Annotated in this window: 21 protein-coding genes; 15 read left to right on the top strand and 6 right to left on the bottom strand. The window is 70.3% G+C overall.

Annotation, left to right across the window (positions count from 1 at the left end; genetic code table 11):
* Positions 1-106 precede the first annotated feature (106 nt).
* From AAFN86_RS20230 to AAFN86_RS20185, 10 genes are all read left to right on the top strand, one after another.
* Entirely contained in the window at positions 107-820 is a 714-nt protein-coding gene (locus AAFN86_RS20230) for a tetratricopeptide repeat protein (protein WP_347545360.1), read from the top strand.
* Positions 817-1,296, top strand: coding sequence for a TadE family protein (locus AAFN86_RS20225; protein ID WP_347545359.1), 480 nt, complete (start codon positions 817-819; stop codon positions 1,294-1,296). Before AAFN86_RS20230 ends, AAFN86_RS20225 begins: the two co-directional genes overlap by 4 nt.
* Positions 1,274-1,843 carry a hypothetical protein gene (locus AAFN86_RS20220; protein WP_347545358.1) on the top strand — a complete coding sequence of 190 codons (570 nt, stop codon included), beginning with the start codon at positions 1,274-1,276 and terminating at the stop codon, positions 1,841-1,843. The genes AAFN86_RS20225 and AAFN86_RS20220 overlap by 23 nt, the downstream gene beginning before the upstream one ends.
* Positions 1,840-3,357, top strand: a complete 1,518-nt coding sequence (locus AAFN86_RS20215) for a pilus assembly protein TadG-related protein (protein ID WP_347545357.1) — start codon at positions 1,840-1,842, stop codon at positions 3,355-3,357. Before AAFN86_RS20220 ends, AAFN86_RS20215 begins: the two co-directional genes overlap by 4 nt.
* Before the next feature lie 64 nt (positions 3,358-3,421).
* Entirely contained in the window at positions 3,422-4,396 is a 975-nt protein-coding gene (locus tag AAFN86_RS20210) for a tripartite tricarboxylate transporter substrate binding protein (protein ID WP_347545356.1), read from the top strand.
* On the top strand, positions 4,389-5,171 hold the full coding sequence (locus AAFN86_RS20205; RefSeq protein WP_347545355.1) for a fumarylacetoacetate hydrolase family protein: 783 nt from the start codon (positions 4,389-4,391) through the stop codon (positions 5,169-5,171). Before AAFN86_RS20210 ends, AAFN86_RS20205 begins: the two co-directional genes overlap by 8 nt.
* 51 nt (positions 5,172-5,222) lie before the next feature.
* Positions 5,223-6,125, top strand: a complete 903-nt coding sequence (locus tag AAFN86_RS20200) for a polysaccharide deacetylase family protein (protein WP_347545354.1) — start codon at positions 5,223-5,225, stop codon at positions 6,123-6,125.
* Positions 6,125-7,087, top strand: coding sequence for a polysaccharide deacetylase family protein (locus AAFN86_RS20195; protein ID WP_347545353.1), 963 nt, complete (start codon positions 6,125-6,127; stop codon positions 7,085-7,087). Before AAFN86_RS20200 ends, AAFN86_RS20195 begins: the two co-directional genes overlap by 1 nt.
* Positions 7,084-7,971: a CoA ester lyase gene (locus AAFN86_RS20190; protein WP_347545352.1), complete on the top strand. Its 888-nt coding sequence runs from the start codon at positions 7,084-7,086 to the stop codon at positions 7,969-7,971. The genes AAFN86_RS20195 and AAFN86_RS20190 overlap by 4 nt, the downstream gene beginning before the upstream one ends.
* Complete coding sequence (locus tag AAFN86_RS20185) at positions 7,968-8,561, top strand: hypothetical protein (RefSeq protein WP_347545351.1); 594 nt, start codon at positions 7,968-7,970, stop codon at positions 8,559-8,561. Before AAFN86_RS20190 ends, AAFN86_RS20185 begins: the two co-directional genes overlap by 4 nt.
* Here the strand turns inward: AAFN86_RS20185 and AAFN86_RS20180 are convergent.
* Positions 8,519-9,274: an SDR family oxidoreductase gene (locus AAFN86_RS20180; RefSeq protein ID WP_347545350.1), complete on the bottom strand. Its 756-nt coding sequence runs from the start codon at positions 9,272-9,274 to the stop codon at positions 8,519-8,521. The genes AAFN86_RS20185 and AAFN86_RS20180 overlap by 43 nt on opposite strands.
* A 51-nt stretch (positions 9,275-9,325) precedes the next feature.
* Between AAFN86_RS20180 and AAFN86_RS20175 the strand changes: the two genes are divergently transcribed.
* Both AAFN86_RS20175 and AAFN86_RS20170 read left to right on the top strand, forming a co-directional pair.
* Entirely contained in the window at positions 9,326-10,267 is a 942-nt protein-coding gene (locus AAFN86_RS20175) for a 2-hydroxyacid dehydrogenase (RefSeq protein WP_347545349.1), read from the top strand.
* A complete protein-coding gene (locus tag AAFN86_RS20170; protein WP_347545406.1) occupies positions 10,267-11,298 on the top strand; it encodes an L-idonate 5-dehydrogenase in 1,032 nt (343 codons plus the stop codon). Before AAFN86_RS20175 ends, AAFN86_RS20170 begins: the two co-directional genes overlap by 1 nt.
* Before the next feature lie 331 nt (positions 11,299-11,629).
* On the opposite strand, the gene AAFN86_RS20165 is transcribed toward AAFN86_RS20170, so the two are convergent.
* The 3 genes from AAFN86_RS20165 to AAFN86_RS20155 are packed head-to-tail and all read right to left on the bottom strand — an operon-like array spanning position 11,630 to position 14,606.
* On the bottom strand, positions 11,630-12,319 hold the full coding sequence (locus tag AAFN86_RS20165; protein WP_347545348.1) for a glutathione S-transferase family protein: 690 nt from the start codon (positions 12,317-12,319) through the stop codon (positions 11,630-11,632).
* A gap of 59 nt (positions 12,320-12,378) precedes the next feature.
* Positions 12,379-13,626 carry a CoA transferase gene (locus AAFN86_RS20160; protein WP_347545347.1) on the bottom strand — a complete coding sequence of 416 codons (1,248 nt, stop codon included), beginning with the start codon at positions 13,624-13,626 and terminating at the stop codon, positions 12,379-12,381.
* An 8-nt stretch (positions 13,627-13,634) separates the two neighbouring features.
* Entirely contained in the window at positions 13,635-14,606 is a 972-nt protein-coding gene (locus AAFN86_RS20155) for a tripartite tricarboxylate transporter substrate-binding protein (RefSeq protein WP_347545346.1), read from the bottom strand.
* A gap of 165 nt (positions 14,607-14,771) precedes the next feature.
* Here AAFN86_RS20155 and AAFN86_RS20150 point away from each other — a divergent pair, with 165 nt between their 5' ends.
* A complete protein-coding gene (locus AAFN86_RS20150) occupies positions 14,772-15,278 on the top strand; it encodes a hypothetical protein (protein ID WP_347545345.1) in 507 nt (168 codons plus the stop codon).
* A gap of 139 nt (positions 15,279-15,417) precedes the next feature.
* Positions 15,418-15,978: a hypothetical protein gene (locus AAFN86_RS20145; RefSeq protein ID WP_347545344.1), complete on the top strand. Its 561-nt coding sequence runs from the start codon at positions 15,418-15,420 to the stop codon at positions 15,976-15,978.
* A gap of 214 nt (positions 15,979-16,192) precedes the next feature.
* Here the strand turns inward: AAFN86_RS20145 and bcp are convergent, their stop codons facing one another.
* A complete protein-coding gene (gene bcp / locus AAFN86_RS20140) occupies positions 16,193-16,660 on the bottom strand; it encodes a thioredoxin-dependent thiol peroxidase (RefSeq protein ID WP_347545343.1) in 468 nt (155 codons plus the stop codon).
* Positions 16,657-19,650 (bottom strand): bifunctional [glutamine synthetase] adenylyltransferase/[glutamine synthetase]-adenylyl-L-tyrosine phosphorylase, encoded by a 2,994-nt coding sequence (locus AAFN86_RS20135; protein ID WP_347545342.1) that lies wholly within the window; start codon positions 19,648-19,650, stop codon positions 16,657-16,659. The genes bcp and AAFN86_RS20135 overlap by 4 nt, the downstream gene beginning before the upstream one ends.
* Before the next feature lie 17 nt (positions 19,651-19,667).
* Between AAFN86_RS20135 and AAFN86_RS20130 the strand changes: the two genes are divergently transcribed.
* Positions 19,668-22,877: an AsmA-like C-terminal region-containing protein gene (locus AAFN86_RS20130; protein ID WP_347545341.1), complete on the top strand. Its 3,210-nt coding sequence runs from the start codon at positions 19,668-19,670 to the stop codon at positions 22,875-22,877.
* The last annotated feature ends 87 nt before the right edge of the window (positions 22,878-22,964 follow it).

Below are 22,964 nucleotides of genomic sequence, written 5' to 3'. Positions count from 1 at the left end.
ACATTCGTTCACCTATCACGCCGTAGCCTTTTGTTTGATCGCGTGATTCAGACCTTCGGTGCGTTCGCACCTACGGTCATCGCGCTCTGAGCCGAAGGAGTTGGCCATGCGCATCATTTCCGTCCTGCTCGCCGCATCGCTCGCCGCCTGCGCCAGCGTGGGGGAGGACGACCAGCGCCTGCGCATGGCGAGCGCCGCCCTGGCGACCGGGAACACCAGCGCCGCCACGGCGATCACCGGCAGCGTGGCGCAGGACAATCCGGGCGACGCGACCGCGCAGCTGCGCCATGCCGAGATGCTCGCCGGCAATGGCCGGTGGCCCGAGGCCGCCGAGGCCTATACTCGTGCGATACGCGCGGACGGAAGTTCCGCCCAGGCGCGGCTTGGTCTCGGTCGGGCCCTGCTGCGGGGCGGCGATGCGGCGGCGGCCGAAGCCGCCTTCCGCCAGGCGGTCGCCATGTTGCCGCACGAAGCCGGCGCGCAATCCGGCCTCGGCGTCGCGCTCGACATGCAGGGTCGCCAGCCGGAGGCGCAGGCCGCCTATCGTGCCGCGCTTGCGATCAATCCGAACCATGCGGGCGCGCGGACCAACCTTGCCCTGTCGCTGACGCTGTCAGGCCATGGCGCCGAAGCCGTGCGCATGATCGAGCAGGTGGCGCGCGCACCCCAGGCGACGGCGCGTCAGCGGCACAACCTCGCACTGGCCTATGCGGCCTCGGGCGATGCGCCGCGCGCGGCGGAACTGCTCGCTCCGGAATTGGGCGGTGACGCGAGCCGGGAAGCGGTGGTGGCCTGGCGGGCCGCGCTGTCCGGGTCATGAAGTGGCGTCGCGGCTCCATCATCCTCGAATTCACCCTGCTCGCCCCCGTGCTGATGGGGCTGATGATGAGCGTGGTGGAAGGCGCCTGGCAGGCGCTGACCGCCGCGACGCTCGACATCGGCGCGCGCGAGGCAAGCCGCTTCGGCGCGACCGGGGAGGCCGCGCCATCCTGGCTGCCGCCACCCGCGCCGGCGTCGCGGGAAGAAGCGGTGCGCCGCGTCGTGCTGTGGTTCGGGCCGCATGTGCTGAACCCCGACCACCTGTCACTGCGCGTCACCGCCTATGCCGGGCCGACCGCCATGGGGACCCCGGCGTCTGGCCAGTCCGGCGCCGGCGCGGCGGGGCAGACGGTGCTCTACGAGCTGACCTACCAGCAGCCCTTCCTGTCACCCTTTCCGGCGCTGGTGCTAGGGCGGACTTCGCTCGACCACACCTCCCGGATGATCGTGCGCAATGAACCTTTCCCGGCATCCTGACCGCCGGCGCGGCTCGGTCGCGGTCGAGTTCACCCTCGTCGCGCCGATCATCGCGCTGCTCGGGCTTGCCGTGCTGGATGTGGTGGATTTCCTGCGCGTCTCGCTGCGGCTGGAGCGCACCGCGGGGGAACTCGCCAACGTCGTCGCGCAGTACCAGACCTTGCGCGAGGCGGATTTCGCCACGGTCTTCGATCTCGCCGGACGCATCGCCTCGCCCTTTCGCGTCACGGATGCGGATGGGGCGGTGGTGGTCTCGGGCCTCGCCAACCAGGGCAGCGGGGTGGTGGTGCTGTGGCAACGCCGGGCCGGCGCATCAAGCTACCGCAGCGCCTATGGCAGCCAGGGCGGGGTGGCGACCATCCCGGCGCGTTCGGCCGACCTGGTGCTCGCGGTCGGGCAGGGGGCGGTGGTGACGGAGGTGTTCTACGCCCGCGAACCTTGGGTGCTATCCGGGCGGTTCCTGTCGGGCGAGCCCTTTTCCCGCCTCACGGCCTTCGCATTGCAGCGCCCGCGCATGGTTTCGATCCTGCGGGTTTCGGCGACATGAAGCGGCTGTGGCGTCTGCTGCGTGACCGGCGCGGTGCCGTCGCGCTGATGGCCGGGCTTTCGATCATCCCGCTGCTGACCATGGCCGGTGCCGCCATCGATCTGACGCGACTCTACATCCTGCATTCGCGCCTGGTCACCGCGGTCGATGCCGCGGCCCTCGCCGGCGCACGGGTCATCAATGAGCTGGATCGCGATACCCAGATCCAGCGCTGGTTCTGGGCGAATTTCACGCGCGACCGGCCGGGCGTCTCCACGGGTTTCATCGGGGCGGATGTGACCGCCTTCACCATCTCGGTCGATGAGACGAGCCGTGCGGTGCGCGTGCGCGTGCGCGCCGCCTTGCCGACCACCGTGCTACGCCTGTTCGGGCAGGATGCGCTGTATGCCAGCGTGGACCACACCGCGCGCCGGCAGGATCGGGGGATGGAGATCGCGCTGGTGCTTGACGTCACCGGCTCGATGGCCGGCACGGCGATGACCACGTTGCGCAACTCGGCGACGGAACTGGTGAACATCATCTACGGGCCGAACGAGACCATTACCAATCTCTGGGTCTCGGTGGTGCCCTATACCTCGACGGTGAATATCGGCCGGGGGCGCTCGAACTGGCTGGCGGCGGGCAGTCTCAATGCCTCGGCCTATGGCAGCACGGTCTGGCGCGGCTGCGTCTTCGCCCGGTCCCAGAACCGGCAGGACGAGACGGATGCACCCCCGACCACGACACCGTTCCAGCCCTTCCTGTGGCCCTCCACCGTCAACCGCTACAGCCCCAATCTCGGCGACAATGAGTGGACCAACAGCAGCATCACCGAGCCGAACCCGGAAAGCCCCCCGAGCGACACGACGCAGAACAACCTCGGCAACAACGCGAAGGGCCCGAACCTCGGTTGCGGCCGCGCCATCCTGCCGCTGACCGCCGCGCGCAGCACCGTGCTGAACGAGATCGCCAACCTGCGCGCGACCCATCGCGGCGGCACCATGGCCAATCTCGGATTGCAGATGGGCTGGGCGACCATATCGCCGCGCTGGCGCGGGCTGTGGGGATCGGCGACGCTGCCGCAGAACTACGACACGCCGTACATGGACAAGGTCCTGGTGCTGATGACCGACGGCAACAATGAATGGCACGACTGGGATGGCGGTGCGCCCGGCGCCTGCCGCAGCACCGGGTCCAGCCCGCCCTGCCGCACAATCTATGTCTCCGATGGCGATGCCGACATGACCGCCTATGGCCGGCGGCGGGAGAACCGGCTCGGCCTGCCGAACAACACCGCCGCCGCCGCCCTGGCCGAGATCAACGCCCGCATGTCGCGCCTGTGCACCAGCATCAAGGCGAATGGGGTCATCCTCTACACCATCACCTTCAACGTCACGAACAGCACGACACGCGACCTGTATCGCAACTGCGCGACGCAGCCGGAATATTACTTCAACAGCCCCGACACGGCCGCCCTGCAGGCCGCCTTCCGCGAAATCGCCGGCCAGCTCGCCAATCTGCGCCTGGTGCATTGAAAGCCTTGCCCGGCAGCCGGCGGCGCGCTACGGCCCGGACACAGCGTCCAACGGAGCCAAGGCGATGAACCGCCGCCACCTGCTGACCATCACGGCCGCCGCGCTGGCCGCGCCCCGCCTCTGCTTCGCCCAGGATGCCTGGCCCAGCCGCCCGGTGACGCTGCTGGTGCCATTTGCCGCCGGCGGATCCAATGACGTCGTCGCGCGCTTCATGGCGCCGGTGCTGGAACAGAAATTCGGCCAATCCTTCATCATCGACAACCGCCCGGGCGGCGGTGGCTCGCTCGGCATGGGCATGGTGGTGCGGGCGCGGCCCGATGCGCAGACCCTGCTGGTCTCCTCGGCCTCCAACCACGTCTTCCATCCTCTCGTTTCCGGCGATGTCGGCTATGACGTGCGTGAGGTGCTGGTCGGCGTCTCGATGCTGACGGACGTGCCGACCGTGTTGGCTGCCAATCCCGGCATCGGCGTCAATACCGTGCCGGAACTGATCGCCAAGATCCGGGCGACGCGTGGCGGCTTCGCCTTCGGGTCGTCCGGCGCGGGCACCTCGAACCACCTGGCCGGCGAGCTCTTCCGTATGCGCATGGACCTCGACATGACCCACGTGCCGTATCGCGGCGGCGGGCCGGCGCTGACCGACCTGGTGGCCGGCACCATCCCGATCGCCTTCATGAACCTGCCGACCGTGGCCCCGGCGGCGGAGGATGGGCGACTGAAAATCATCGGCGTCTGCACGGGCGAACGTGTCTCGGTGCGCCCCAACCTGCCGACGGTGATGGAGCAGGGCGTGCCGGATTTCGCCGTCCGGTCCTGGACCGGGCTGTTCGCCCCCCGCGGCACGCCGCAGGCCATCGTCGACCGGCTGGGCACCGCGGTGCGGGAGGCACTGGCCGCCCCGCCGCTGGTCGCACGGCTGACCGCGCTCGCAGCGGAACCGATCGTGATGACACCCGCCCAGACCGACGCCTTCGTGCGCCAGGAATACGAGCGCTGGGGGCCGGTGGTCCGCAGCGCCAACATCTCGGCGAATGGCTGAAAGCCCGGTGCCGGCGGACGGCGCGGATGGGTTCGCGCTGCTGCTGGCCGCGGCGCGCCGCGACGGGAGGCAGGTGACCCCGCCGACCATCCTGCCGGCGACGGCGGAGGAAGGCTACGACATCGCTGAGGCGGTCGCCGGTCACCTCGGCTGGCCGCGCTGCGGCTGGAAGGTGGCGGCGACCACGCCCGAGATGCAGCGCCGCCTGCGCGCTACCGAACCGACGCGCGGGCCGATCTATGCGCCCCTGGTGCAACCCTCGCCGGCGTTGCTGCCTTTCGCCTCGCTGGTCGATCCCATCATCGAATGCGAGATCGTCTTGCGCCTCGGCAGTGCCCTGCCGCCGCGGCCGGAACCCTGGACGGCGACGGAGGTGCAGGCCGCCGTCGCCGCCGCCCATGGCGGCATCGAGGTGGCGGAATGCCGCTTCCCGATGGATGCGTTGCCGCCCATGCCCGCGATCCTCGCCGATGGCGCCGGCAATGGGCGCTACGTTCTTGGTCCCGAGATCCGCGAGGCCGACCTTGAGGCGTTGCCGGTGACGCTCGAAGTCGATGGCGCGGTCCGCCGCAGCGGAACGGGGGCGGAGGCGATGGGCCATCCCTTCCATGTGCTGTTGTGGCTGGCCGAGGCCTTGCGCCGGCGCGGGCAGGGGCTGGCGGCGGGCGACCTGGTTAGCAGCGGCACCTGCACCGGCATGCTGCGCCCGGCCGCCGGGCAGCGGCTGCGCGCGCGCTTCGGGACGGGCTGCGAGGTCGTGCTCGACCTGCGTTGACGCCGGGCGGCCGCTGTCGCAGCGTCCGCGCAACGCAGCAAGGACCGCGCGATGAAGATGCCGACCCATGGGCGTTACGCCCACAGCGCCATCCCCACCCGCCCGACCTATGAATGGCCGAACGGCGCGCGGCTCGCGCTGGCGGTGTGCAACAACATCGAGGCCTTCGCCTTTCGCGCCGGGATGGGGTCCGACAGCACGGGCGCGGCGGCGCCGCAGGGCCAGCGCAACTACGCCTGGCGCGACTATGGCAACCGCGTCGGGCTGTGGAACATGCTCGACATGCTGGATGACCTCGAGATCCCCTGCGCGCACAACGTCAATGGCGCGGTGCTGGATGCCTGCCCGGAGATCGCGCCGGCGCTGGTCGCGCGCGGCGACGAGTTCATCGGTCACGGCCGCACCAACGCCGAACGCCAGGACGGCATGTGGGAGGAGGATGAGCGCCGGCTGATCGCCGAAAGCCGCGACGCCATCATCCGCCATGCCGGCGTCGCCCCGCAGGGCTGGCTTGGCCCTTACATCGCGCAATCGGCGGTGACGCTGGACCTGCTGAAGGAGGAAGGCTTCTCCTACGTCATGGACTGGCCGGCCGACGACCAGCCCTTCTGGATGGCGACACGCGCCGGGCCGATGCTGTCCGTGCCGTATTCCATCGAATTGAACGACAGCCCGGCGCAGGTCTTCCGCCAGCACACCGGCCGGCAATTCGCCGAGATGATCATCGACCAGTTCGACGAGATGCTGGAGCAATCGCGCAAGCGCCCGCTGGTCTGTTCGATCGTGCTGCACCCCTTCGTCGTCGGCCAGCCCTTCCGGCTGCGCGCGCTGCGCGATGCGCTGCGCCACATCCTGTCGCATCGGGATCGGCTCTGGGTGACCCGGCCTGGTGAGATCGCGCGCTACGCGGCGTCCCTGCCGCGCGGGGTGGTGCCAGGCTCCGAGGCGCTGTGATGAGCGGATCCGAGGAGCGGATGCCGGCCGCGGAAGGCCCGACCCCGGCCCGCCAGGGCGATGCCGACATCGAGGCGGGACGCGCGCGCGACTTCACGGGCTACGGTCGCAACCCGCCTGACCCGCGCTGGCCGGGCGGCGCGCATGTCGTCTGCAACTTCGTCATCAACTACGAGGAAGGCGGCGAATTGAGCGTCCCCGATGGGGACCCGAACAGCGAGGGCGCGCTGACCGAAGGCAGCACCGCTCCGGTGCAGGGCCGCGACATGGCCGCCGAATCGATGTTCACCTATGGCAGCCGCGCCGGCTTCTGGCGCCTGCATCGCATCTTCACGAAGCGCGGCCTGCCCTGCACCGTCTTCGCCGTGGCCCGCGCGCTGGAACGCAACCCCGAAGCCTGCGCGGCGATGCGCGAGGCCGGCTGGGACGTTGCCGGCCACGGGCTGCGCTGGGAAATGCACAACGCCTTCGACCGTGCCACCGAACGCGCCCGCATCAATGAGGCGACCGAGATCATCACCCGCTGCATCGGCGAACGACCGGCAGGCTGGTACACGCGATATGCGCCATCCCTACACACGCGCCGGCTGCTGCTGGAAGCCGGCTACGAATACGACAGCGATGCCTATGACGACGAGATCCCGTATTGGGTGAAGTGCGCCGGGCGCGACGCGCTGGTGTTGCCCTACTCGCTGGTCCACAACGATGTGCGCTTCCCGCGCATGGGCATGACATCCGGCAGCGAGTATTTCGACTACATGCGCGACGCCATCGAATGCGTGTTGCGGGAAGACCCGCCGCGCATGCTGTCCTTCGGGCTGCACAACCGCATCATCGCCCATCCCGGGCGTGCGATGGGGCTGGCGCGGCTGCTCGACTGGATCGCGCAGCATCCGCGCGTCGCGGTGATGCGGCGCGTCGACATCGCTCGCCATTGGCGCAAGGAACACCCGCCCGCATGACCCGTGACCTGCCGAACTGGCGCTCCCTTCTGTATGTCCCGGCTAGCGCCGAGAAGTTCGTCGCCAAGGCGCATGAACGCGGCGCGGATGTGGTGATCCTGGACCTGGAGGACGGCGTCGCCCCCGATGCGAAGGATGCCGCACGCGCCGGGCTGCCGGCGTCCGTGCGCAGCGTTCGGCAGAATGGTGCGGATGTGGTGGTGCGGATCAACCGGCCGCTGCGGATGGCGGTGCAGGATATCGCAGCCGCCGTCGCGGCCGGTGCGGATGGGTTGATCTGCACCAAGATGATGGGTGCGGACCATGTGCGGCTGTTGTCGGAACTGACGGCGGAATCCGAAGCGCGGGCCGGTCGCGCGATCGGGTCAGTCCGCTTCATCGTGCTGATCGAGGATGCGGCGGCGATCGCCCATGCGCAGGCCATCGCCGCGGCCGATCCGCGCGTGGTGGCGTTGGGGGTGGGTGGTGAGGACCTGGCCACCGACCTCGGCGCGGAGCCGACGCCGGATGCTCTCGACCTGCCGAAGCGGATCGGCGTGGTGGCAGCGCGTGCGGTGGGTGTGCTGCCGCTCGGCTTCATCGGCACGGTGGCGGGGCTGAAGGATCTCGATGGCTATCGCGCCATGCTGCGGCGGTCGAAGGCGATCGGTTTCGCCTGTGCCTCCTGCGTGCATCCCTCGCAGGTTGCGATCATCAACGAGGAATACGGCGCGCGCCCCGAGGAAGTGGAGCGCGCGATGCGCCTGGTCGCCGCCTTCGAGGCGGCGTTGGCGGAAGGGAAGGGCGCCGTCGCCTTCGAAGGCGACATGATCGACAAGCCGATCGTGGATCGGGCGCGGCGGCTGATCGGGCGGGCCACTTCCAATCACTCGCTCGGCGCATGACGGAAGAGCCGGAGGGTAGGCTGGCGTCGCCGCCGCCCTTCGTGGCTCGGACCAGCAAGCTCTATCAGATTTGGGAAACGGTCGTCATCGGGGGCGGGCTGTCTGCGTTGTTCGCCTCAGCCCTTCTGCCTGTCATGCCGAACGGCTCGTGGCAGGTGTTTGCCGGTGCCATGGCAGGTATTCCTCTTGCCCTGTCAGCGTATGTCGTTGTCTTCACGCCGCGCCGGGAACTGCGCATTGACGCGCGTGGCTGGTGGCTCGTGGGTTTCTCGGATGGGCCGGTTCCCTGGTCCGAGGTTTGGACCTACGATTTCGTTCGCTTGCGCGGCTTCAGCAAGAAGGTGATCAGCATGCAAATGACGATCCCTCATCGGCAGTCGCTGCGATGGAGGAAGCAGAGAGTGAGGTCCGGCGGACCACTGGGCCGCACGTGGGGCGACCGCAGCGTTGAGGTGGTTGCCGTTGGCTGGGACCAGCCGACATCCGCAATCTTCTCCGCATTTGAGAAACACATTGAAGCCGATAGGCAGCAGCGGAGGGCTGAAGTTCACACCACTGCCGTCATCCCACCATCCACGAACAGCAACTGACCGTGCACGAAGTCAGACGCCGGCGCGGCGAGGAACACTGTCGCGCCGACCAGTTCCTCGACCTTGCCCCAACGCCCGGCCGGCACGCGCTTGCACAGCCAGTCGGTGAATGTCGCGTCCTGCACCAGCGCGCTGGTCAGTTCCGTGTCGTAGTAGCCCGGCGCCAGCCCGTTCACGTTCACCCCGTGCTTCGCCCATTCAGCGCACAGCGTGCGCGTCAGCATCCGCAGCGCGCCCTTGCTGGTGGCGTAGGGTGCGATGGTCGGGCGGCCGAGCTCGCTCTGTACCGAGCAGACCGTGATGATCTTGCCGCGCCCGCGCGCCACCATCCGCTTGCCCGCGGCCTGGCAGCAATACCAGACGCCATCGACATTCACGTCCATGACGCGGCGCCAGGTCTCGACCGGCATCTCGGTGGAGGGCGCGCGCAGGTTGATGCCGGCATTCGCCACCAGCACGGACAGCGGGCCGTGCGCGGCCTCGATGGCCGCGACGCCGGCCTCGACCGCCGCGTGGTCGGTCACGTCGAAGGATGCGACGACCGCACCTGGCACATGGGCCCGCGCGGCCTCCAGCTTCGCCGCATCGCGCCCGTTCAGCACCACCTTCGCGCCGGCTTCCGCCAGGCCCTTCGCCAGCGCCAGGCCGATCCCCTGGCTCGATCCGGTGACCAGGGCCAGCTTCCCCGTCAGGTCGAACAGCGCGCGCGACATCGGCGTTTCCCCGTGCAATCTTCGCCGCAAGGCTAGGGGGAGGACGCAGGCATGGACAAGCCGGGGCTGCTGGTGGTGGGCGTGCTGCCCGATTGGGACCTCGAGGCGCTGGCGCGCCGCTTCACCCTGCACCTGCTGTATGAGGCACCCGACCGCGCCGCCTTCCTCGCGCAGCACGGCCCGTCCATCCGCGCCATCTCGACCAAGGGCGAACTCGGCGCCGACCCTGCCATGATGGATGCCTGCCCGAACGCGAAAATCATCGCCTGCTACGGCGTAGGCGTGGATGCCATCGACCTGCCCGCCGCGCGTGCCCGTGGTATCGCCGTGACCAACACGCCCGACGTGCTGACCGAGGAAGTCGCGGACATGGCCTTCGCCCTTCTGCTGGCGACGGCCCGCGCCATCCCCGAGGGCGATGCCTATGTCCGCACCGGCGCCTGGGCGAAGCAGGGGCCGATGCGGCTGGCCACGCGCGTCTGGGGCAAACGTCTCGGCATCGTCGGTCTGGGGCGGATCGGGCGCGCCATTGCGCGGCGGGCGGAAGGTTTCGGCATGTCGATCGCCTATTCCGGCCGCACGAAGAAGGACCTGCCCTACATATTTCACCCGTGCCCGGCCGCGTTGGCACCGCATGTGGACATCTTCATCGTCTCGGCCGCCGGCGGCGCCGCGACGGCGGGGCTGGTGGATCGGGCAGCGATCGAGGCACTGAATCCCGGCGTCATCTTCGTCAACGTCTCGCGCGGATCGGTGGTGGACGAAGCCGCACTGATCACCGCAATCCGGTCCGGGCGCATCTCCGTCGCCGGCCTCGACGTCTTCCACAACGAACCGGCCATCGATCCGGTCTTCGCGACCTTTCCCAACGTCGTGCTGTCGCCGCACCAGGCTTCCGGCACGGTGGAAACGCGCAAGGCCATGGGGGCGCTGATGCGCGAGAACCTCGACGCCCATTTCGCAGGCCGTCCGTTGCTGACGCCGGTCGCGTGATGCGCGCCGTCGTCATCCACCCGCCGCACGACCTTCGCGTCGAGGATCGCGCCGTGGCCGATCCTGGTCCGGGCCAGGTCCGCGTCGCCATCCGTGCGGGTGGCATTTGCGGATCCGACCTACACTATTACCAGCATGGCGGCTTCGGCACCGTGCGGGTGAAGCATCCGATGGTGCTGGGGCATGAGGTCGCGGGCATCGTCGATGCCGTAGGCGCCGGCGTCACCGGTATTGCGCCGGGCCAGGCGGTGGCGGTGAATCCGTCATTGCCCTGTGGCACCTGCCATTTCTGCCAGGCCGGTGAGCAGCAGCACTGTCTGGAGATGCGCTTCTACGGCAGCGCGATGCGCGACCCCCATGTCGATGGCGGTTTCCGCGAGGCGCTGGTCTGCGAGGCCATCCAGGCCATCCCGCTGCCCGAGGGCCTGGACACCACGACGGCGGCCTTCGCCGAACCGCTCTCGGTATGCCTGCATGCGGTGCGGCAGGCGGGGCCGCTGCTTGGCAGGCGCGTATTGGTCACCGGCGCCGGGCCGATCGGCGCGCTGACCATCGCCGCCGCAAGGCTCGCCGGCGCGCGGGAGATCGTCGCGACGGACCTGACCACCGCTCCGGAGAGGGTCGCGTTGTCCATGGGTGCGGACCGCTTCATCGCCGTCGGTGCCGCACCCGACGCGCTGGCACCCTTCGCCGCGCGCAAGGGATATTTCGACGTGGCCTTCGAGGCATCCGGCAGCGCCCCGGCGCTGCTCGGCATCCTGGCCGTGCTGCGCCCGCGCGGCACGATCGTGCAGATCGGCATCGGCGGCGATGCTGCTGTCCCGCTTTCGGTGTTGGCGGCGAAGGAGGTCACCTGGCGCGGCACCTTCCGCTTCCACGAGGAATTCGCCCTTGCCGTCGAGACCCTGGCGCGCCGCGCGATCGACGTCGCACCCCTGCTGACCGCGCAATTCCCGGTCGATCGGGCGGCGGAGGCATTCGCCCTGGCCGCCGACCGGTCGCGAGCGATGAAGGTGCAGATCGCGTTCTGATGGTCGCCGAAGGCCGCTGACGCCACGGTTCAGGGCTGACGGATCAAGGTGCCTTTCCCTTCCCAGGCCTCCCCGACAGGGGCAAGCGGCCCCCTGGAAACCATCACCCGACGAAAAGCACCGCGCTCATGACCGGTGCCCGAATACAATTCCCAGGCCCAAGACAGCCTTCAGGCTCCGGACCAACCATCACGCCCTGCGCCAGGTATAGGTTTCCAAAGGCCCACCGGCCTTTGGTGGGGGAGGTCCGGAGGGGGCAAAGCCCTCTCCGGCTCCGCCTGTCACGACGCAATCCCGCCAGGTATCGGGCGCTGCCCGTCCCCGATGCGCGTCACCCGCCGAAATGCGGCGCCCGCCGCGCCACCCCGCCGGCGAGGTCGAGCATCCTCTCCCGCCACCCATGCAGCGCGTCATCCCCTGCCAGCATCGGCAGCGCGCTGACGCTGCGCGCCCACATGAACGACCCGAACACGATGCAGTCGGCGTAGTCCGGCGCATCGCCTCCCAGAAAGTCGCGCCCGCGCAGCGCATGGCGCAGCGGCTGCAGGCTCGCGCGGAAGGCCGGCAGCCGCGCCTCCCGATCCGCCGTCACCTCAGCCAGTGTCGTGCCGAAGCGCTTCTCGCGGCTTTCGAAGAAATAGGCGCGGTCCTTCGCATCGAGCAGCGGCGGGATGTCGGACACGATCAGGCGCACCATCCCCGCCTGCAGCACCGTGTCGTTCCACGCCGCGACGAACACGTAGGGCGCCGGGTTGCCGCGCAGAAGCGGCACGGTTTGCGCGTAGGCGGCATCGAGGTATTGCGCGATGTCCCAGGATTCGGTCACCGCGCGGTCGCCATCCACCAGCACCGGCACCTTGTCGTGCTGCGCGAAGGCCAGGCGGTCGGTCTCGGTGAAGCGCCAGGGCACGCTCTCGAATTCCAGGCCCTTGAGCGCCAGCGCCATGCGGGATCGCCAGCAGAAGGGGCTGAACACCCGCTCGGCCTCCGTCCCGCACAATTCGTAGAGTTTGATCGCCATGTCCGGACTCCGCTGCGATGATCCTGACCGCCGGCGCGCTGTGCGCCGGCAAGGTTGCGCTATTCCGCGGCCTGCTTGCGCGCGGCCTCCCGCAGCACCCCCAGTCCGCGCAGCCGCGCGACTTCCGCAGCGCCGAGCACCGGTGTCAGGATCTCGTCATTGTGCTCGCCGATGCGCGGCGCCCGGCGCGCCAGCACGCCGGGCGTGGCGGACAGCCGTGGCACCAGCCCGTGCATGGGCAGCCAGCCGTCGGGCATGTCCTCATCCGGCACTTCGATCAGCGCCTCGCGCTCGATGGCGTAGCGATCCTTCTCGAGCATCGCGGTGTCCATGATCGGTCCGATGGTGACGCCCGCCTTGTCGAAATGCGCGAGGTTGTCTTCCAGCGTCCGTTCGCCGATCCACCCGCCGATGATCGCATCCAGTTCCTGCCAATGCTGCAGCCGGGACGGATTGTTGGCGAAGCGAGGGTCGGTGATCATGTCCTCCCGCCCGATGGAACGGAACAGCTTCTCCGTCATTCCCTGCGTCGAGGCCGACAGGCACACCCATCCGCCATCGCGTGTCCGATACGCATTGCGCGGCGATGTGTTGGTGGACCGGCTGCCGGTGCGGGGCTTGCGCTTCCCGCTGATGCGCCAATTCGCCACCTGCGGTTCCAGCACGCTGAACAGCGGCTCGAACAGCGACACGTCGATCACCTGACCACCGCCGCCTGCTTCCGCATGGCGCAGCGCGATCATCGCCACCGATGCGCCATATAGCCCGGCATAAGCATCGCCCATGAACATCGGCGGCAGCACCGGCTCGCGGTCGTCGAATCCGTTCACCGCGGCGAAGCCGGAATACCCCTCGACCAGCGTGCCGAAGCCGGGCTTGTGGTTGAACGGCCCGTCCTGGCCCCAGCCGGAAATCCGCACGACCACCAGCGCCGGATTGATCGCCAGCAGTTCGGCCGGGGCAAGGCCCATCGCTTCCAGCACGCCGGGGCGGAAGGATTCCACCAGCATCGCGGCATCGCGCACCAGCGCCTTCACCACCGCGATGCCTTCCGCCCGCTTCAGGTCGAGCGCCACCGACTTCTTGTTGCGGCAGATGGTCTTCCACGATGTCTCGACTCCGCCGACGCGCCAGGCGCGCAGCGTGTCGCCCTCGGGCGGCTCGACCTTCACCACCTCCGCCCCGTGGTCGGAGAACACCTTGGTCAGCACATTCCCCGCGACGAGGCGGGACAGATCCACCACCCGCACGCCGTGCATGGCGCCGCGTGCGGCCGGGTCGAAGGATTTGCGGTGGATGCCGGTCATGATGGTCCTCAGTCGAGTCTGATGTTCGCCGACTGCGCCACCTCGCGCCAGCGGGCGATGTCGGTACGCAGCATGGCGGCGAAGGCGTCCGGTGTTTCGGGGGAGGGGCGGGCACCCTCGCCCTGATACAGCCGGGCGAGATCGGGGTCGCGCAGCGCCGCATTCGCCTCGGCGTTCAGCTTCTCGAGGATCGGCGCCGGCAGGCCATGCGGCGCGAACAGCCCCCACCAGATCGCGATGTCGTAATCGAGCCCGCTCGCGCTCACCAGCGGTGCCGGCGGGGACCCGTCCGGGATGCCCGCCGCGCTGTAGGCGAGCAGCCGGACGCGGCCGTCGCGCACCACGCCGGCGGCACTGGGCAAGGTGGTTATCATCAACTGGATATGCCCCGCGACCAGGTCCGTCACCGCCGGCCCGGTGCCGCGATAGGGCACGTGGTTCATCCGCACGCCGGCGCGCAGGGCGAAGTATTCGGTGACGAAGTGGTTGATCCCGCCCGGGCCCGAAGTGCCGTAGTCGATCTTGCCCGGTTGTTCGCGGGCAAGGCGGATCAGGTCCTGCACGCTGTGCGCGGGCAAGTCGTTGTTGACGATAACGATGAAGGGGGACCGCGCGAGCAGCGCGATCGGCGTGAAATTCTCCAGCACGCCCCACGGCACGCGCTGCGACACCGAGGTGGTGGCGAAGGAGGAGGAGGAGACCATCAGCGTGTAGCCATCGGCCGGTGCCTGCGAGACGGCGGTTGCACCGATCGCGCCACCCGCGCCGGCGCGGTTCTCGATCACCACCGGCTGGCCCAGGCGCTGCTGCAGCCGTTCGGCCAGCGGCCGCGCCACCACGTCGTTCGACCCGCCGGGCGGGAAGGGCACGACGATCCTGATCGGTCGATTTGGCCAGGCGCCCTGCGCGTGCACCGCCGGGCTGGCCAGCGCCGCGCCCAACCCGATGGCGGCGCGGCGGCCGATGCGAATTCCGTTCATGTCATTTCCCCCGACAGGCTGGCATGCAGTCTCGCCGACCTGTCGCCGAGCCGGAAGACGCCAATTCCTCGCGACCATGCGGGCCGGCGGTCCCTTCAGTGCGGTGTTAACCCGCGCCTGGGACAAAGCGGAGCTGGTCCGAACGGTTCGGGGGAGATATGCGCCATGGCCGCGTCCACGGCCGAGCGTCCGTTGCGCGAATGGCCGCTCGAGCAATTGGCCGAGCAGGCAGCGCTGCACGCCAGGGATGCCCGGGCGCTGGCGACGCTGGCGCAGGAGGCGCGGCATCGCCGCGGACCCAGAGCCAAGGCGCTGGAGGCCCGGCTGGCCGCCATGATCGCCGCCTGCGCCGCGGCGCCTGTGCCGGCGTTGGACCCGGCGCCGCGGTGGCGTGCCATGCTCGCCGCCGCGGCACGCGAAATCACCACGCTGCGCGCCCGCCTGGCCGCGCTTGAGAATGCCCCGCCAGTCGCGGCCGAGGCGGGTCCGCACGGTCGTGTCCACCTGACCCCGGATGCCCCGGCCTGGCTGGTGACCGAGGTGCGCCGAGCCTATCGGCGCCGGTATCACCCCGATACCGCCACCGAACAACAGAACCGGCGCCGGTCGGAGGAAGTCTTCAAGCGTGCGGAGGCGGTGTTCGAGGCGATAGAGCGCATGCGAGGACCGTGACGGAAATTACGGCACTGCACGCGACTCCTCTCGGGGCGTCGCAACCACTGGAGAGTAATTCACTACCGCAAGTCTATGGAACTTGTCGTCAAGGCCTGCCAGTATACCAGATTGAGACGCAGTGGATGAAACGCTGGCAATGAGCTCGACAGGCTATGACATCGACCGGCGTTCGATCGGCAACTGGCCATCCGGCCGGCTGCTGGAGTTCGCCGAAGGCCATGCGGATGATCGGGAGTTGCTCGAATTCATCCATGGCGAGCTCGGCCGGCGTGACGCGTCGATCGCCGCGTCCGCGGCGCGGCGCGTATCGGAACTGATCGAACGTGGCCGGAACGGTGGCGGCCACGCCGCACTGGACAATGCCGCCGACGCCATCTCCACCGACGGCCGAGAGCAGATTGCGGCGCTGAAGGCGCGACTGGACCAGGCGGAACGCCGCATCCGGGAGGCCGAGACGCGGGCCTCGGCGGCCGAACGGGCGCTGGCGACCGAGGCGTTGCCCTCGCGCGGCGGCGGCCTGCTGCGCAGGGTCCATTTGGCCGAGACGGCGCCGACCTGGCTGGTGGATGCGGCGCGCCGCGCCTTCCGGCTGCGCTTCCACCCCGACCGCTTCGCCGACCCGGTGATGAAGATGCGCGCCGAGGAGACCTTCAAGGAGGCGGAGGAAATCTTCCGCCAGATCGCCACCAGCGGCTAGCAGCCGCGATCGACCGCGGTTCGACCGCGCCCAAGTAAGCCGGTCCCGCCATTTGTCCCATCGCCCATCGCCCATCGCCCATCGGCACCGGTCGGCCGAGCGGCGGCCCGTCCTGGAGCATGCGGCGTTCTCGGGCGTTCACGTCGCATGCTCCTGCACCGGCCCGGCGAGCATCTTCACCCGATCGGGTGAGTCCGCCTGATCGGCGTCGATTCTAGAGCGCGGCGGCGGCCTCCAGCACCTGCGCCGCATGCTCGGCCGGCTTCACCTTGCGCCAGATCCGCACGATCTTCCCATCGGCACCGACCAGGAAGCTGCTGCGTTCCATGCCCATGTAGGTCTTGCCGTACATCGACTTCTCGACCCACACGCCATAGGCCTCGGCGACCTTGTGGTCCTCATCCGACGCCAGCGGGAAGGCGAGGTTGTATTTGGCGGCGAACTTCTCGATCGGCGGGATGGCATCGGGGCTGACGCCGATCACCTCCAACCCGAGATGGCCGAGCTGCGGCAGCGCTTCCTGCACCCCGCAGGCCTGTGTCGTGCAACCGGGCGTATTCGCCTTCGGATAGAAGTAGATCAGATAAGGCTTGCCCTTCAGCGCGGCGGAGGAGACCTCCCGCCCGCCGCTCGCCTTCATCTTGAAGGCCGGCGCCTTCTTGCCTTCGGTCAGCTCGCTCATTCCCGATCCCCCTGTTGCGCCTCGGGGCGGCCGAGGCGGCGTTCGAACACCGCGCGGACCTCGTTCGCCCGCCGGGCCATCTGTGACTGGAGGGCCGGCAGGTCAACCGGCGCATCCTGCGGGTTCAGCCTGCGGCAGGCATGCAGCAGCGCCGCGCCGACGCTTTCGGGCAGCTGGTCCTCACGCCAGCGGCCCACGGTCAGGCGCAGCAGCCCACTGATGGTGCGCCACAGCCGTTCCGCACCGACCAGCGCGGCGGCCTCCTCCGCATCCAGCAACCCGGCCTCGGCCAGCCGGCCGAGAGCGATCCGCGTCGTGGTGGCGAGCACGCCGGGATGCTGCCGCGCATGGGCCAGCTGCAGCGCCTGGGCGATGAACTCCACCTCGACCAGCCCGCCGCGCCCCAGCTTCACATCCCACGGCCCATCGGGCGGCAGGTCGCGCAGCATTCGCCCGCGCATCGCCACCGCGTCGGGGATCGCCTTCCCGGCCACGTCGGGGCGCAGCAGCGCGGCGCGGATGGCGGCCTCCACCTTGCGCTTCAGCCCTGCGGGGGCGGCTACCACCCGTGCGCGGGTCAGCGCCATGCGTTCCCAGGTCCAGGCCTCCTCCGCATGGTACCGCTGGAAGCCGCTCAGCGAGACCGCGACCGGACCCTTCGACCCCGAGGGCCGCAGCCGCATATCCACCTCATACAGCTTGCCCTCGACACCTGGCGCGGTGATGCCGCCGATCACCTGGTGCGCGAGCCGGGTGAAATACTGGCTGACCGGCATCGATCGCGGCGGCGGCTGGCCGCGCTTCGCCTTGCCCTCGCTCGCCTCCGTCCCCGCCGCATGGTCATAGATCAGCACCAGGTCGAGATCCGAACCCGGCAGCATCTCCCGCCCGCCCAGCTTGCCGAGCGCCACCACGGCGAGCGCGCCACCCTTCACGCGGCCGTAGCGCTGGGCGAATTCGCTCTCGATATGCGGCAGCAGGCCGGTGATGGCGGCATCGGCCAGCGCGCTGCGCGCCTCGCCTGCCGCATCGACGTCGAAGGTGCCTTCCAGCGTGGCGGCATCGACCTCGAACTTGCCCTCAAGCACGAGGCGGCGGGCGTATTCCATCGCCTCCTCGACATGGCGCGCATCCTTGAGCAGGGCGGGCAGGGTGGCGGCGGAATTGCCGATGGTGCCGCCGGCGCCGACCAGCAGCCCCTCCAGCGCCGCGGTATGGCTGGCGAGGTGGTCGGCGAGTTGCGGCGCCGCGCCCAATATGCCGGCCAGGCGTTCCATCAGCGCCGGGTTGCGGGCGATCAGGCTCAGCACCTGCACACCCGCCGCCAGCCGGCCGAACACGCCATCCAGCCGGGCGAGCGCGGCGTCCGGATTGCGCTGCTTGGCGAAGGCGCCCAGCAGCGACGGCATCAGCGCGGTCAGCAATTCGCGCGCGCGCTCGCTTCGCGTCGCCCGCGTATGGCCGTGGTGCCAGCCGCGCACCATGGCGGCGACGGCCGAGGGGTTGGCATAGCCCATGGCGCGCAGCGTCGCGATGGTGGCCGGGTCATCCTCGACGCCGGTGAAGACCAGGCTGCCATGGGCGTCCTCGGCGGCGAGCGTCGGCTCGGCCTCGAACATCCGGCCATAGTGGCGCTCGACGCGCTTCAGGTGCTGGGTGAAGGCGGCGCGGAACGCATCCGCATCGGCGAAACCGAGGAAGGAGGCGATGTTGGCGAGGCCCTGCGCGTCCTCCGGCATGCGGTGCGTCTGCCGGTCGGCCACCATCTGCAGCCGGTGTTCCAGGTTGCGCAGGAAGACATAGGCATCGGCGAGGTCGGCCGCCGCGCGCCGGTCGATCTTGCCCGCCCTCGCCAGGGACGACAGCGCGCCGAGGGTGGTCGGGTCGCGCAGCCCGGGGTCGCGCCCGCCCCAGATCAACTGCAGCACCTGGGCGGTGAATTCGATCTCGCGGATCCCCCCCCGGCCAAGCTTCACGTCATGGCCTTCGACCTGCACGGTCTCGTGCGCGCCCTTGGCGCCCTTATGCGCATGGATCTGCCGCTTGATGGAATGGATGTCGGCAACCGCGGCGAAGTCGAGATGGCGGCGCCAGACGAAGGGGCGGATCTCGCGCAGGAAGGATTCGCCGGCGGCACGGTCGGCCGCGACCGGCCGCGCCTTGATCATGGCGGCCCGTTCCCAGTTCTGGCCCATGCTCTCGTAATAGGTGATCGCGGCGGGTATGGAGACGGCCAGCGGCGTCGCCGCCGGATCGGGCCGCAGCCGCAGGTCGGTACGGAAAACGTAGCCCTCGGTCGTGCGTTCCTCGAGCAGCCTCACGAGATCGCGCGCGATCCGCACATAGACGGCACCGGCCCGATCGGCATGGTAGGCTGCAACCGAGGGGTCATAGAGCACCATGAGGTCCACATCGGACGAGTAGTTCAGTTCGCGCCCGCCGAGCTTGCCCATGCCGAGCACGACGAGGCCGGAATTCCGCCCGACGAGGCGCGGATCGGTCCGCGCCGCGCCGGAAAGCCGGATCTCGCCCCGTGCAGCGGCATCGCGCAGCAGATGCGCGCAGGCCGCGTCGATCGAGGCCTCGGCAAGGTCCGACAGCGCCCCGGTCACGCGGTCGAGCGGCCACAGCCCGGTGATGTCGGCGACCGCGGCCGCCAGCGCGCCCTGCCGCTTGGCCTGGCGCAGCACGGTCGCGACCGCGGCGCGCGGCGTTGCGGGGTCGATGCGGCCGAGCGGGTCGAGCGCGCGGGCCATCGCGTCATCGGGCCCGCGTTCGGCCAGCGCCATCAGCGCCGCCGATTCGCGGATGGCGAGGTCGGCCAGGTAAGGGCTGTGCCCGCCCAGCGCATCGAGCAGCGCCCCGCCGGGCGCGGAGGCCGCGAAGTCGCGCTCCGCGGCGCCGCGTTCGGCGAATCCGCCCCGCGCCAGCGCGGCGGCGGCGGGGTCGAAGGGGCGGGGCAGGCGTTCGGTCGCGAAACAGGCCGTCATGGCCGGGCAGGGAACAGGTGAGGCGGGCCGCCGGTCAAGCCGGCCGCTTCCTGAACCGTCTGGTCCGGCTGGTGCTGGGCGTCGCGGTGCTGGGCGGCATTGGCCTCGGCGCGCTGGCCTGGCGCCTGCAGGAAGGCCCGCTGCCGCTGCCGATGCTGGCGCGGGAAGTGGAGGATGCCTTCAACGCCGATCGCGACGGCACGAGGCTCGAGATCGGCGAGGTGGCGATCGCCTGGTCGGGCTGGAGCGAGGGGCACCGCTCGCCGCTCGCCCTCACGCTGCAACAGGTGCGCGCCATCGCGCCCGACGGTTCGATGCGGGCCGAATTGCCGGATGCCTCGGTGTCGCTGTCGCTGTCCTGGCTGATGCGCGGCGTCTTCGCGCCCAGCGTGCTGGAACTGCGCGGCCTGACCCTGTTCGCGGAACGCTCGCAGGATGGCACGCTGCAGCTCGGCCTCGGCCCCACCGCCGAGCATCCGGCCGCGCCGCCACCAGGTGCGGCGCCGGCCGCCGACCCGCTGCTCGACCTCGCGGCGCAACTGATGCGCCCGCCCTCCGACAATACGCCGCTGGCCGCGCTGCGCCGCGTGCGGTTGACCGATGCGCAGCTGCGCGTGGTCGATGCCCAGTTCGGCCGGTCCTGGACCGGCGAGATCAGCAGCCTGGCCCTGACCCGGCGTGAGGGCGGCGGCATCGACCTCGGTGGCCAAGGCGCACTGGTGCTGGAGACCGGGCAGGTCGGCCTGCGGGTCCGCGGGTCGATCGACGGCGCCACCGGGCGCGGCCGCCTGACCATGGAGATGCCGGCGATCCGCCCGGCGGCGCTGGCCGGCAGCGCGCCGATCCTCGCCCCGCTCGCCGCGATCGATGCGCCGGCTTCCCTTGCGATCGATGTGCAACTGGATGGGCTGCGCACCCCGACCATGGCGCTGGCCCGGCTGCGCGTGGGCGCCGGCACCATCGCGCTGGGCCGCGAGGGTCGCGTCGCCTTGACCGCGCTCGACGCCGACCTGACGCTGGAGGAGGCGACGCTGCGGGTGGAGCGCGCGACGCTGCGCCCCGCGCCGGCGACGGCCGGGGCCCTGGCCGGCGCGCCGCCGGTGATCACCGCCCAGGCGGAACTGCAACTGGCGGAGGGCCGCTGGCGGGGCCAGGCCCAGCTGGGCATTGACCAGGTCGCGGTGGCCGACCTCGCCCAATACTGGCCGGTGGGCGTCGCGCGCGGCGCGCGCGAATGGATCACCGAGAACATGACCGGAGGCGTGGCCCGCGACGGCAGCTGGCGCGTCACCGCCGAATGGGATGCAGCCAGCCCCGCGCCGCGCCTGCTCAGCCTCGACGGCACGCTGGTCGCCGAGGATCTCGAGGTCCATTGGCTGCGGCCCATCCCGCCGGCGCAGGGTGCCTCCGGGCACGCCCGCTTCGGCCTCGACGCGATCGACATCGACATCACCGGCGGCATCCAGGCCGGCACGGCGATCGAGGTGCGCGAGGGGCGCGTGCGGATCGGCCTCGCCACCGACCCCGAGACGGCGGATCTGGACTTCGTCGTCGGCGGCCCGGCCGCCGAGGTCTGGACGCTGCTGCGCCATCAGCGGCTTGGCCTTTTCGCCCGCCGTGCGCCGCCGATCTCCGAGGTGCGCGGCACGCTGCGCGAGGCGCGCGTCTCGCTTGGCTTTCCCATGATCGCCGAATTGCCGATCGAGGCGATGCGCATCTCGGCGACCGGCCGCGTCAGCGACATCCGCATCCCGCGGCTGGTGCTGGGCAAGGATCTCGAACGCGGCAGTTTCGATTTCACGGTCGACCCGAACGGGCTGCGCGCCAACGGCACCGCCACGGTCCAGGGCATCGCGCTGCGCATCCAGCAGGAGGCCGATTTCCGCCCCGGCCCGCCGGGCCAGCTGGTCTCGCGCGAGATCGTCTCGGGCCGTGCGGAGGCGCGCCAGATCGCCACCTTCGGGCTTGACCCGCGGCCCTTCGTCGAGGGCATCGTCGGCCTCGACATCCGCAACGAGACGCGGCGCAACGGTGCCGGCCGCGTGCAGCTGCGCACCGACCTGCGGGAGGCACGGCTCGGCCTCGACGCGCTCGCCTGGTCCAAGCCGCCGGGCACCGCGGCGACCGGGGAGGCGGTGGTCGTGCTGCAGAACGGCCAGGTCACCGCGATCGACGGCATCCGGGTCGAGGCACCGGACGCGCTGCTGCGCGGGCGCGGCACGCAACTGCTGCAGAACATCCCGCAGCGCGTCGAGATCCAGCAGGGCCAGCTCGGCCGCAACCGCTTCACCGGGGAGATCAGCCCGCCCGGCGGATCGCGGGCGAACTGGGCGGTGACGATGCGCGGGCCGGTGCTGGACCTCGCGCCCGTGCTGGCCCGCCCCAATGCCACGGATGAAGCCGTCGCCGCCGATGCGAATGTGGCCGGGGTGGTGCTGGATGCGACCTTCGACCGCGTGCTGCTGCAACAGGACCGCGCGCTGACTGGCATCACCGCACGCGTGACGGTGGACGGACCCGGCGCGGTGCAGGCCGCGCAGGTGCATGGACGCGTCGAGGGCGGCGGCAGCATCGACTTCACCATCGCGCCCGCCGCGGGGCGACGGCATCTGCGGCTGACCAGCGACGATGGCGGCGCCTTGCTGCGCGCCTTCGGCGTGCTGCGCACCATCCAGGGCGGGCGGCTGCGTGTCGATGCATCCTTCGCCAGCGGGCGGCCCGGCGCGCCGATGGCCGGCTCGGCGGAACTGGAGGACTTCGCGGTGCGCGACGCCCCGGCGCTGGGAAAGCTGCTGCAGGCGATGTCGGTCTATGGCCTGTTCGAGGCGCTGTCCGGCCAGGGCCTGGGCTTCGCCAGCCTGACCGCGCCCTTCACCCTGTCGCGCGACGCGCTGCTCCTCGACAATGCGCGGGCCTTCTCGGCCTCGCTGGGCCTGACGGCGCGGGGGCGCATCGACCGCCAGCGCGAGACGATCGACATGGAGGGCACCATCGTGCCCGCCTATGTCTTCAATTCGCTGCTCGGTCGTATCCCGATCTTGGGGCGGCTGTTCAGCCCCGAGCAGGGTGGCGGGCTGTTCGCCGCGACCTACCGGATGCGGGGGCCGATGGCGGACCCCGCGGTCAGCGTCAATCCGCTCGCCGCGCTGACGCCAGGCTTCCTGCGCGGCATCTTCGGCATCGGGCAATCCGACGTGGATGCCGCGCCACCGCAGGGCGGGCGGTAGGACGGATCGCGGCCGCGCGGACCCGCCCGGCCTGCGAAGATGCCGGGCCGGAGCGGTTCCACCATCCGGCGAACCGCTCTAGCCTTG

Origin of the sequence: Roseomonas sp. CAU 1739 (assembly GCF_039839775.1) — a bacterium.
Lineage (GTDB): Bacteria > Pseudomonadota > Alphaproteobacteria > Acetobacterales > Acetobacteraceae > Neoroseomonas.
This window is presented reverse-complemented; position numbering and strand designations above follow the sequence as displayed.